Annotated in this window: 10 protein-coding genes and 1 pseudogene; 10 read left to right on the forward strand and 1 reads right to left on the reverse strand. The window is 53.3% G+C overall.

Going from position 1 to position 12,149, the window contains the following annotated elements; all coding sequences use genetic code 11:
- From ACOTYN_RS15450 to ACOTYN_RS15495, 10 genes and pseudogenes are all read left to right on the forward strand, one after another.
- Positions 1 to 1,293, forward strand: a complete 1,293-nt coding sequence (locus tag ACOTYN_RS15450) for an ABC transporter substrate-binding protein (RefSeq protein ID WP_200924263.1) — start codon at positions 1 to 3, stop codon at positions 1,291 to 1,293.
- Between the two features lie 22 nt (positions 1,294 to 1,315).
- Positions 1,316 to 2,197 (forward strand): carbohydrate ABC transporter permease, encoded by an 882-nt coding sequence (locus ACOTYN_RS15455; RefSeq protein WP_014884057.1) that lies wholly within the window; start codon positions 1,316 to 1,318, stop codon positions 2,195 to 2,197.
- Positions 2,184 to 3,026, forward strand: a complete 843-nt coding sequence (locus tag ACOTYN_RS15460; RefSeq protein ID WP_332958297.1) for a carbohydrate ABC transporter permease — start codon at positions 2,184 to 2,186, stop codon at positions 3,024 to 3,026. The genes ACOTYN_RS15455 and ACOTYN_RS15460 overlap by 14 nt, the downstream gene beginning before the upstream one ends.
- Positions 3,027 to 3,055: 29 nt before the next feature.
- Positions 3,056 to 4,108: a zinc-dependent alcohol dehydrogenase gene (locus ACOTYN_RS15465; RefSeq protein ID WP_023338367.1), complete on the forward strand. Its 1,053-nt coding sequence runs from the start codon at positions 3,056 to 3,058 to the stop codon at positions 4,106 to 4,108.
- Positions 4,109 to 4,125: 17 nt separating this feature from the next.
- Positions 4,126 to 4,914, forward strand: a complete 789-nt coding sequence (locus ACOTYN_RS15470; RefSeq protein WP_332958295.1) for a sugar phosphate isomerase/epimerase family protein — start codon at positions 4,126 to 4,128, stop codon at positions 4,912 to 4,914.
- Positions 4,915 to 4,925: 11 nt separating this feature from the next.
- On the forward strand, positions 4,926 to 5,984 hold the full coding sequence (locus ACOTYN_RS15475; protein ID WP_086527826.1) for a Gfo/Idh/MocA family protein: 1,059 nt from the start codon (positions 4,926 to 4,928) through the stop codon (positions 5,982 to 5,984).
- Positions 5,978 to 8,257, forward strand: a complete 2,280-nt coding sequence (locus ACOTYN_RS15480; protein ID WP_332958322.1) for a glycoside hydrolase family 65 protein — start codon at positions 5,978 to 5,980, stop codon at positions 8,255 to 8,257. The genes ACOTYN_RS15475 and ACOTYN_RS15480 overlap by 7 nt, the downstream gene beginning before the upstream one ends.
- Complete coding sequence (pgmB, locus tag ACOTYN_RS15485; RefSeq protein ID WP_332958293.1) at positions 8,247 to 8,921, forward strand: beta-phosphoglucomutase; 675 nt, start codon at positions 8,247 to 8,249, stop codon at positions 8,919 to 8,921. Before ACOTYN_RS15480 ends, pgmB begins: the two co-directional genes overlap by 11 nt.
- 3 nt (positions 8,922 to 8,924) lie before the next feature.
- Entirely contained in the window at positions 8,925 to 10,007 is a 1,083-nt protein-coding gene (locus ACOTYN_RS15490; RefSeq protein WP_014884050.1) for an ABC transporter ATP-binding protein, read from the forward strand.
- Between the two features lie 66 nt (positions 10,008 to 10,073).
- Positions 10,074 to 10,988, forward strand: a pseudogene (locus ACOTYN_RS15495) (OmpG family monomeric porin).
- Between the two features lie 34 nt (positions 10,989 to 11,022).
- Here ACOTYN_RS15495 and ACOTYN_RS15500 read toward each other — a convergent pair.
- Positions 11,023 to 12,033 carry a LacI family DNA-binding transcriptional regulator gene (locus tag ACOTYN_RS15500; RefSeq protein ID WP_332958291.1) on the reverse strand — a complete coding sequence of 337 codons (1,011 nt, stop codon included), beginning with the start codon at positions 12,031 to 12,033 and terminating at the stop codon, positions 11,023 to 11,025.
- Positions 12,034 to 12,149: the final 116 nt, after the last annotated feature.

Genomic DNA, 12,149 nt, shown 5'->3' on the forward strand with positions numbered 1-12,149 from the left:
ATGAAAATGCCCAAAATTGTGCTGTTATCAGCACTGGTTTCGTGCGCCCTGTTATCAGGCTGTAAGGATGATAAAACGTCTGCTGTGACCATTGAGTTTATGCACTCTTCAGTAGAGCAGGAGCGTCAGGCGGTTATTACGAAACTGATCGAGAAATTTGAAAAAGAGAACCCTGGCATCACGGTGAAACAGGTGCCGGTGGAAGAAGACGCCTACAACACCAAGGTGATTACGCTCGCGAGAACCGGGGCGCTGCCTGAGGTGATTGAAGTCAGCCATGATTACGCAAAAGTCATGGATAAGGAACAGCTGCTGGATCGCAAGGCGATTGGCGAAGCCATTAAAGCGGTAGGCGAAAACACCTTCTATGACGGGATCCTGCGCGTAGTCCGTACCGAAGACGGTACCGCCTGGACGGGCGTGCCAATGAGTGCCTGGCTGTCCGGCGTCTGGTATCACAAAGATGTGCTGGCTGCTGCGGGTATTGAGGAGCCTCACAACTGGGAACAACTGCTGAAGGCCAGTGAGAAACTAAACGACCCGGCCAAAAAACATTACGGCATTGCGCTGCCTACCGCGGAAAGCGTCATGACCGAGCAGGCATTCTCCCAGTTTGCACTTTCCGGCGGCGCGAACGTTTTTGATGCCAACGGGAACGTCGAAATCGATACCCCTGTGATGGCGAAAGCGCTCTCTTTTTATAAAGCGCTGGCCGCGACCACCATGCCGGGCTCGAACGACGTCATGGAGATCAAAGATGCCTTCATGAACGGTTCCGCACCGATGGCGGTTTATTCCACCTACATCCTGCCTGCGGTATTCCATGATGGAAACCCTGCCAATCTTGGCTTCGTAGTCCCTACCGAAAAGACCTCTGCAGTCTACGGCATGATCACATCGCTGACGATCACCACGGGGCAATCTGAAGTTGAAACGCAGGCGGCTGAAAAGTTTGTGACGTGGATGGAGCAGGCTCAAAACGCAACCGACTGGGTCATGATGTCGCCTGGTGCGGCGCTGCCGGTGAACAAGCTGGTGGTAGGTACGGATACCTGGAAAAACAACGAGGTCATTAAAGCGTTTGGGCAACTGCCTTATGAGCTGATTGCTCAGTTCCCAAATGTGCAGGTGTTTGGCGCTGTGGGCGACAAGAACTTTACCCGCATGGGCGATGTCACCGGGTCCGGCATTATCAGTTCCATGGTGCATAACGTCACGGTGGGTAAACAAGATCTCAGCGCTACGCTCAGCAATAGCCAGAAGCGACTGGCTGACCTGATTTCACAACGATAGGAGCGCTTTGCGGAAGGAAATTATGAAGACGTTGTTTTCTGGTCGATCAGATATGCCTTTCGCCATGCTGCTGTTGGCCCCCAGCCTGATTTTGCTGGGGGGCCTGGTGGCCTGGCCAATGATTTCCAATATTGAAATCAGTTTCTTACGACTGCCGCTTAACCCGCGCATTAGCGCTGTGTTTGTTGGGCTGGACAATTATATTCGCATCCTCAGTGATGCGGCATTCTGGCACTCGCTGTGGATGACGTTCTGGTATACGGCGCTGGTGGTGATGGGCAGCACCGGGCTGGGGCTGGCCGTGGCGATCTTCTTTAATCGCGAATTTCGGATGCGCAAAACGGCACGTTCACTGGTGATTTTATCCTACGTGACGCCGTCTATTTCCCTGGTGTTTGCCTGGAAATATATGTTCAACAACGGCTACGGCATTGTGAACTACCTGGGCGTTGATCTGCTGCACCTTTATGACCAGGCACCGCTGTGGTTCGACAACCCCGGCAGTAGCTTTGTGTTGGTCGTGCTGTTCGCCATCTGGCGCTACTTCCCGTACGCCTTCATTTCATTCCTGGCGATTTTGCAGACCATCGACAAATCGTTGTACGAAGCCGCAGAGATGGACGGGGCTAACGCCTGGCAGCGTTTTCGTATCGTGACGTTGCCCGCCATCATGCCAGTGCTGGCTACGGTGGTGACGCTGCGAACCATCTGGATGTTCTACATGTTTGCGGATGTCTACCTGCTGACCACGAAGGTCGATATTTTAGGCGTCTATCTCTATAAAACCGCATTCGCATTCAATGACTTGGGTAAAGCAGCAGCAATTTCTGTGGTGCTGTTTGTGATCATCTTCGCTGTGATTCTGCTGACCAGAAAAAGGGTAAACCTCAATGGCAACAAATAAACGCGTACTTAGCCGTATTGGTTTTTATCTGGGGCTGGCGGTATTTCTGATCATCACGCTGTTCCCGTTCTTCGTGATGCTGATGACGTCGTTTAAGAGCGCGAAAGAGGCTATATCGCTGCACCCGACTATTTTGCCGCAGGCGTGGACGCTTCAGCATTATGTCGACATCTTTAACCCGCTGATCTTCCCGTTTGTGGATTACTTCCGCAACAGCATGGTGGTATCGCTGACCTCGTCGGTGATTGCGGTGTTCCTTGGCACGCTGGGGGCTTACGCCTTGTCCAAACTGCGTTTTAAAGGACGCACGACGATCAATGCGAGCTTCTACACCGTCTATATGTTCTCCGGGATTTTGCTGGTGGTGCCGCTGTTCAAGATCATCACCGCGCTCGGCATTTATGACACGGAACTGGCGCTGATCATCACCATGGTGACCCAGACATTGCCTACGGCGGTATTCATGCTGCGCAGCTATTTCGACACCATCCCGGACGAAATAGAAGAGGCCGCGATGATGGATGGTCTGAACCGCCTGCAAATCATATTCCGCATTACCGTGCCGCTGGCGATTTCCGGACTCGTGTCGGTGTTTGTTTACTGCTTCATGGTGGCATGGAACGACTACCTGTTTGCCTCCATTTTCCTGTCCAGCGCCAGCAACTTTACGCTGCCGGTCGGGCTGAACACGCTCTTTAGCACACCAGATTATATCTGGGGTCGCATGATGGCGGCATCGCTGGTGACGGCGCTTCCGGTGGTCATCATGTACGCACTTTCTGAACTTTTTATTAAAAGTGGTTTGACCGCCGGTGGCGTTAAGGGCTGAGGCGGCCAATTTTTTATCAGGAGCAAGTTATGAAAAAGTTAGTTGCGACAGCGCCTCGCGTGGCGGCGCTCGTGGAATATGAAGATCGTGCTGTGGAAGCACATGAAGTGAAAATTCGTGCCCGTTTTGGTGCACCAAAACACGGTACCGAAGTTGTGGATTTCCGTGCGGCAAGCCCGTTTATTGATGAAGAGTTCAACGCGGAGTGGCAGATGTTTACGCCGCGTGAAGAGGGCGCTGCGCGCGGTATCGAATTCGGTAAGTTCCAGCTGGGGAACATGATCGTCGGCGACATTATTGAATGCGGTGCTGACGTAACGGAATACCAGCCAGGCGACAGCGTCTGTTGCTATGGTCCGCTGCAGGAGACGGTCATTGTCAATGCGGTTAACAACTACAAGCTGCGCAAAATGCCGCAGGGCGCATCCTGGAAAAATGCTGTTTGCTACGATCCGGCGCAGTTCGCCATGAGCGGCGTGCGTGATGCCAATGTCCGTGTAGGCGACTTTGTGGTGGTGGTCGGTCTGGGTGCCATCGGACAGATTGCCATTCAGCTGGCAAAAAAAGCCGGTGCGTCAGTGGTCATCGGTGTCGATCCTATCGAGCACCGCTGTGAGATCGCTCGCCGTCATGGCGCAGATCACTGTCTGAACCCAATCGGTACCGATGTGGGTCTGGAAATTAAAAAGCTGACCGGCAAGCAGGGCGCGGACGTGATCATCGAGACCAGCGGTTTTGCGGATGCGCTGCAGTCTGCGCTGCGTGGACTTGCCTACGGCGGCACCATCTCCTACGTTGCGTTCGCTAAACCATTTGCCGCGGGTTTCAACCTCGGCCGCGAAGCACACTTCAATAACGCGAAGATTGTTTTCTCCCGCGCCTGCAGCGAACCCAACCCAGACTACCCGCGCTGGAGCCGTAAGCGTATCGAAGAGACCTGCTGGGAATTGCTGATGAACGGTTATCTCAACTGTGACGATCTGATTGACCCGGTCGTGACCTTCACCTCCAGCCCGGAAAGCTACATGAAGTATGTCGATCAGCATCCGGAACTCAGTATCAAAATGGGCGTCACTTTTTAAGCTAAGGACAGCAAATCATGAAAATCGCAACGCAAAACCAGGCCTTTTTCCCAGCCAACATTATGGAAAAATTCGAGTACATCAAAGCGATGGGTTTTGATGGCTACGAAATTGACGGCAAACTGCTGGTCGAAAACCTCGACGAAGTGAAAGCGGCTATCAAAGCCACGGGTCTGCCGGTGACGACGGCATGTGGCGGATACGATGGCTGGATCGGTGATTTTATCGAAGAACGTCGTCTCAACGGGCTACAGCAGATTGAACGCATTCTGCAAGCCCTGGCGGAAGTGGGTGGAAAGGGCATTATCGTGCCTGCGGCCTGGGGAATGTTTACCTACCGTTTGCCGCCAATGACTTCCCCACGCAGCCTGGACGGCGACCGCAAAGCGGTAAGCGCGTCGCTGCGCTGGCTGGATGAGGTTGCTGCACGCACCGGTACGACCGTCTACCTGGAACCGCTGAACCGCTACCAGGATCATATGATCAATACCCTGGCAGACGCGCGTCGTTATATCGAAGAGAACGATCTCAAGCACGTGCAGATCATCGGTGATTTCTATCATATGAACATTGAAGAAGACTCGCTGACGGATGCGCTGCATCAGAACCGCGATCTGCTGGGGCATGTGCATATTGCTGATAACCACCGCTATCAGCCGGGCAGCGGCAGCCTCGATTTCGCCAGCCTGTTCGATCAGCTGCGTGCCGATAACTACCAGGGTTATGTGGTGTATGAGTGCCGCGTTCGCGCCGACAATCCGGCTCAGGCTTATCAGGACTCACTCACTTATTTGCGTGAATGCTAAGGATGACGAGCGTGATGAGTGCTACTACACCTTCGCCTCTGCGCGTCGCCATTATTGGCGCCGGGCAGGTCGCGGACAAAGTGCATGCCTCGTATTACGCCACGCGCAGTGATGTTCACATGGTGGCTGTCATGGACAGCCGCCTTGAGCAGGCACAGGCGTTCGCGGAACGTTATGCTATTCCATCGGCATGGCAGGACGCTCACGAGATGTTGCAAACGGTGAAGCCGGACGTGGTGAGCGTCTGCTCGCCTAACCGGTTCCATTTTGAACATGTCATGGCTGCCCTCGAAGCGGGGTGTCATGTGATGTGTGAAAAACCCCCGGCGATGACGCCGCAACAGGCCGACCAGATGCGCATCGCGGCGCGTAAAGCAGGCAAAGTGCTGGCCTATGATTTTCACCACCGCTTTGCCCTGGATACCCAGCAACTGCGAGAGGCGGTAATGAATGGCACGCTCGGTGAAGTTTACTTCACATCGGCGCAGGCTGTGAGGCGGTGCGGTGTGCCGGGGTGGGGCGTGTTTACCAACAAATCATTACAGGGTGGCGGACCGCTGATTGATATCGGCATTCATATGCTTGATGCCGCCATGTATGTCCTGGGTTTCCCTGCGGTAAAGCGTGTGACCGCGCACAGCTTTCAGAGGCTGGGAAACCGCAAAAGTACCGGCCAGTTTGGCGAGTGGGATCCTACGCAATACACCGTTGAGGATGCCCTGTTTGGCACGATTGAATTCTGTAACGGCGGCATTCTGCGTCTGGACACCTCCTTTGCGCTTAACATCCGCGAGCAGTCCATCATGAATGTCGCTTTCTGCGGCGAAAAAGCGGGGGCAACGCTGTTCCCGGCGCACATCTATAACGACGAAGCCGGGGCGTTAGTCACCCTCGCGCAGCGTGAAGAGGCTGATGACCAGCGACATTTACGCAGTATGGATGCCTTCGTACGCCATGTTCAGGGTGAGCCCGTCATGATCGCGGATGCAGAACAGGGCCTGGTTATTCAGCAGCTTGTCGCCGCGCTTTATGAATCAGCAGAAACAGGGGAATGCGTGACATTATGCTGAACGTGTCTGTCTTAACCGATCCGGGCTTTTGTCCTCACAGCCTGAATAAATACGCCTCTGTTATGGCCTGCGGCAACGGCTACATGGGCATTCGCGCTGCGCATGAAGAAGATTACACCCTGCAAACCAGAGGCATGTACCTTGCGGGTCTGTATCATCGTGCGGGACGCAACGAAACCACCGAGCTCGTCAATCTGCCCGATATCACCGGCATTGATGTTGAGTTGAATGGCGTCAATTTCACCCTCCTCGCAGGGGACATTCTGGAGTGGCAGCGCGAGCTGGCTTTCGCTAACGGCGAGCTGCATCGTCGCGTTGTCTGGCGTTCGCCCGACGGAAACCGTTATCGGCTGGAAAGCCGTCGTTTTGTGTCGCTGGACCAGTTGCCTCTGGTGGCCATGCAGCTTTCGATCACGCCGCTTGATGCTGCTTCGCAGGCCGTGCTGAAAACCGGTATTGATGCAACGCAAACGAACAGCGGCAGACAGCATCTGGATGAAATCTCGGTCAGAGTCTTTGACCAGCACTACATGCAGGGCGTGTATGAAACGCAGGACCGGGCGTCAGATGTCGTCGTTTCGGCGTTTTGTCAGCTCTCAACGAAGAGCGACAGCTGTTTTACCGCAAAAAATCGTCGTCTCAACGTGCACCATTCCCTGACGATTGCGCAGGGTGACACTGTCACGCTTGAAAAAATTGTCTGGGTAACCCATCGCAGTGATAAAGCGCTGTCGCAGGAGTCTTTCGCTCGCAACGCGCTGGCCGATCTCAAAGTCTGCGCAGCAAGAGGCTACGACGCCTTGCTGGAAAGTTCAGCGTATGCCTGGAAAGCCGTCTGGCGTGACGCTCGTGTGGAAGTGACGTCTGCGGAACCTCAGGATCAGATGGCGCTGGATTATGCGGTCTGGCACCTGACCACGATGACGCCTGCCCATGACGAGCGAAGCAGTATCGCCGCGAAAGGGCTGACGGGAGAGGGGTATAAAGGCCACGTATTCTGGGATACCGAAATATTCCTGCTGCCTTTCCATCTGTTTACCCGCCCGCAGATTGCCCGCAGCCTGCTGCGTTATCGCTGGCTTAATCTCGCTGGCGCCCGGGAGAAAGCCCGTCGTAACGGCTGGCCCGGCGCGTTGTTCCCATGGGAAAGCGCGGCGAGTGGGGAGGAAGAAACGCCCGAGTTCGCGGCGATCAACATCCGTACCGGGATACGCCAGAAGGTGGCCTCCGCGCTTGCTGAGCATCACATCGTGGCAGATATCGCCTGGGCCGTCGTCGCTTACTGGCAGGCGACACATGATGATGCCTTTATGCGTAATGAGGGTCTGACGCTGCTGATGGAAACCGCCTCGTTCTGGATGGGACGCGCAACGGAAATCAATGGTCGTCTCGAAATCCATGACGTAATAGGGCCGGATGAATATACCGAGCATGTGAATAACAATGCCTACACCAACTATCTGGCCTGGCACAACGTTGCCTGTGCCGGTCAGTTTATGGCGATGTTTGGGCGTGAAGATGCGCGTTTTACGGAGAATGCCACGCAGTTCCTGGCGCGCTTATGGCTGCCAGAGGCCGATGCAGAGGGTGTGATCCCGCAGGATGACTCCTTTATGTCAAAACCTGCCATTGATCTGACCCGCTATAAAGCCAAAGCGGGTAAGCAGACGATTCTGCTCGATTATTCGCGTGCGGAAGTGAACGAGATGCAGATCCTGAAGCAGGCCGATGTGGTGATGCTTAACTACCTGCTGCCGGAACGGTTTACGCCGCAGCAGTGTGCCGCCAATCTGGCGTTTTATGAGCCACGCACGATCCATGATTCGTCATTGAGCAAAGCCATTCACGGGATTGTTCTCGCGCGATGCGGTGACACGCAGGGGGCCTATGCCTTCTGGCGTGATGGCATCGGCATTGATTTGGGTGACGATCCGCACAGCAGTGATGAAGGGATACATGCTGCCGCCACCGGTGCGATCTGGTCTGGCGCGGTTCAGGGGTTTGCTGGCCTGCAAATTATCGAAGGGGAACTGCATCTTGCGCCGAAACTGCCTGCTCACTGGCAGAAACTGGCATTCCCACTGCGGTGGCGCAACGCAACCCTGCATTTCACCTATGAAAACGAGGTGTTAACCATTGAAACGACGGCACCTGCCACGGTAACGCTGTGGGGCAAAACGCTACATGTGTCGGCGCGAAAAGTTATCACCCGTAAGGACTTTCTTGCATCTGAAAATGGGACCGCTACCACGGAGGGGCACCATGGCGCTTAAGGCTGTTGTATTCGATCTGGACGGTGTGATCACCGATACCGCACACCTCCACTTTCTGGCCTGGCGAGCCGTGGCGGAGGAAATTGGCATCACTTTCGACGAAGTCTTTAACGAACAGCTGAAGGGAATAAGCCGTATGGATTCTCTCCTGCGCATTCTGAAGCATGGCGGAAAAGAGGGGATGTTTAGCGATGAGCAGTGCCTTGCGCTTGCGACGAAAAAAAACGCGCGTTATGTCCAGTCGCTGGCATCGCTGACGCAGGATTCGCTGCTTCCGGGGATTCGAGACGTGCTGGCGGAGATCCGTGCAGCGAAAGTCAAAATTGGGCTCGCGTCCGTATCGCTCAATGCCCCGGGGATTTTGCACGCGCTGGGCATAGATCAGGCATTTGATTTTTGCGCGGATGCTTCCCGCATTCGTCACTCAAAGCCAGACCCGGAGATTTTTCTCGCCGCCTGTGCCGGTCTGGACGTACGTCCTGAAGAGGCGATCGGTATCGAAGATGCCGCTGCGGGCGTTCAGGCAATCAACGCCGCAGGGATGTTGTCGGTAGGGATTGGGCCTGGCCTTAACCATGCAGGACTACAACTTCATTCAACGCAGGACCTGACCTGGACATGCCTGACTGAATTCTGGGCAACCCGGCGTATTAATAAGGAATAAATTATGGCTCAACTGTCTCTAAAACATATTCAGAAAATCTACGATAACCAGGTCCATGTGGTTAAAGATTTCAACCTCGAAATAGAAGACAAAGAATTCATTGTGTTCGTTGGTCCATCGGGATGTGGTAAATCCACGACCCTGCGCATGATTGCCGGGCTGGAGGAGATCAGCGCCGGTGAGCTGATCATTGACGGGGTCTGCATGAATGATGTCCCCGCTAAATCTCGCGATATCGCGATGGTCTTCCAGAACTACGCGCTTTACCCGCATATGACGGTCTACGACAACATGGCGTTTGGCCTGAAAATGCAAAAAATAGCGCCTGCGGTGATTGAGGAGCGTGTTAACTGGGCGGCGCAGATTTTGGGGTTACGTGATTATCTCAAGCGTAAGCCTGGCGCACTGTCCGGTGGTCAGCGCCAGCGCGTGGCGTTAGGCCGGGCGATCGTGCGTGAAGCCGGTGTCTTCCTGATGGATGAACCGCTGTCCAACCTTGATGCCAAGCTTCGCGTGCAGATGCGTGCTGAAATCAGCAAGCTGCACCAGAAGCTTAATACCACCATGATTTATGTCACGCACGATCAGACGGAAGCCATGACGATGGCCACCCGCATCGTGATCTTAAAAGACGGCATTATTCAGCAGGTCGGGGCGCCGAAGCAGGTGTACAACGAGCCGGCCAATATGTTTGTCGCAGGGTTCATTGGCTCACCGGCGATGAACTTCATTCGTGGCGCTATCGACGATCGTTATTTCGTAACGGAAACGTTGCGTCTGGAGATCCCTGAAGACAAGCTGGCCGAACTGAATGCGCAAGGTTACCAGCGTAAAGCGGTCGTCTTCGGTATCCGTCCGGAAGACATTCTTACCCTGCAGAGCAGCGGAGAAGACATCACGGCGAAAGTCAGCGTGGCTGAACTGACCGGCGCTGAATTTATGCTTTATGCCACCGTAGGGGGGCATGAACTGGTTGTCCGTGCAGGTGCAGCGAATGACTACGTCGCCGGAGATAATATTGGCATCCAGTTCGATATGAATAAGTGCCATTTCTTCGACGCTGATACAGAAGCGGCTATTAGATAAGAAAGGTGTTTGCCGGAAATGCAAATTTCCGGTTTTTTTGTTGGTTAATTAGAAAGGGAATATCTCATGAGTACTCTACTAAAAAGTGCTGCGCTTGTTCTGTGCGCAGGGGTTAGCTGTGCGCAAGCGGCAGAAACTGCGAAACAGTGGGAATTTAATATCGGGGCCATGTATGAAATTGAAAACGTCGAAGGTCAGGGCGACGATAAAGATGGATTATATGAACCTTCCGTATGGTTTAATGCGACCTGGGATGCCTGGACAATTTCTCTGGCGATGTATCAGGAAGGGCCCGTTGATTACAGCAGCATGACGCGCGGAACCTATTTTGACCGTCCGGAATTTGAATTACGCTATCGCTTTATTGGAACCGATGATTTTACTTTTGGTCTGACCGGCGGCTTCCGTAATTATGGTTATCACTTTAAAGATGAGCACGGTGCCAAAGACGGCAGCGCAAATATGCAGCGCTACAAAGTCCAGCCAGACTGGGATATTAAATTAACCGATGACTGGCGCTTTAGTGGCTGGCTTGCTATGTATCAGTTTGCTAACGATCTGGAATAAACCGGTTATGCTGACAGCCGCGTTGAGACCGAAACGGGCTTTACCTGGACTATCAATGAAACCGTCTCCGCAAAAGTAAATTACTATTTAGAGCGCGGTTTCAATATGGACAGCTCACGTAATAACGGCGAGTTTTCCACGCAGGAAATTCGCGCCTATCTGCCTGTTTCGTTGGGCCAGACAACCTTAACGCCTTACACCCGCCTGGGTCTTGACCGCTGGTCAAACTGGGACTGGCAGGACGATCCGTCGCGTGAAGGGCATGATTTCAACCGCCTGGGTATGCTGTATGCCTATGACTTCAACAACGGTTTATCCATGACGCTGGAATATGCGTATGAATGGGAAAACCACGATGAGGGCGAGAGCGACCGCTTCCACTATGCGGGCGTAGGTGTGAATTACGCGTTCTGATACATCACTTACCAGGGGCGATCCGCCCCTGGTTTTAGCGCAGAGAAGCCGCTAATACAAAGTGGGTGTCGACAAGCACTTTTTGCGGGGCAGGTTGACCACTAATGCGCCTGAAGAGCAGATCGCAACTCTCTTCACCCAGCTTGCGAGTAGGGATATCAAACCCACCTGGCGCTGGCGTGAGAATGAGAGAGAGCATCGAGTCGCTGTATCCGGCTATCACGACCTGCTCAGGGATCATCAGATTTAACTCATCCGCAGCACGATAGAGGCTTAGCAACTTCATGCTGTCGGTGGCGAATACCGCATCAGGAGGAACTGGCGAGGATAATAATGTAATCGCCGCAGCGAGTGCACTCTCGTGGGTATAACCACCATCCATGATCCAGTCGGAATGAATAGCAATATTATGTTTTGCCAGACTGGCTTTATAACCCGCCAGACGATCAATTGAAACGTGGTAATCAAGCGGTGCATGCAGACAGGCAATTTTCCGTCGCCCATTTTTAATGAAGTTATCCGTCAGCGTGGCGCTGTCATTAAAATTATCCGTATCGACGGAATAGATATTCTGATAATCACCTTCCACTTTGCCGATGACGACGACGGGTACGCCATACGCATCCAGCGTGCTGAAAAAAGATTCATTTGCCGGTGAACTCAGCATGATGACGCCTTTGATCATTTTCTGCTTTATTTTGCTCACACATTTCAGCAGATCGTCTTCGCTGCTTTTGGATGTTTGCAAAATAACGTCAAAACCTTCTTCTTCCGCTTTTGTTGTAATCGCATGAAGAACATCAGAGAAAAAAGGGTTACCGGCTGTGGTTTTGGTCGAGCGGGTCGATATAACCATAATGGCATCGAAGCCAGAAGAGGTCAGTGCGCGGGCCAGTTTGTTGGGCTGATAATTTAATTCGTCTATCGCCTTCAGCACTTTGTCACGTGCTTCGGGGGATATATTCGTTTGTTTATTCAGAACGCGGGATACGGTTGATTTCGATACGCCCGCAACCCGTGCGATATCATAGATGGTGGGTGACATACACCTTACTCACTCCGGACTGACAGCAATGCCGCTCATCTTACTGGAGAGAAAACGGCAATAGCAATAAATAAGAATTGATAATCAACGATCTGCCCCCATTTATTGTATTCTGA

This window comes from Enterobacter cloacae complex sp. IR5458 (genome assembly GCF_049238025.1).
In the GTDB taxonomy this organism is placed as follows: domain Bacteria; phylum Pseudomonadota; class Gammaproteobacteria; order Enterobacterales; family Enterobacteriaceae; genus Enterobacter; species Enterobacter kobei.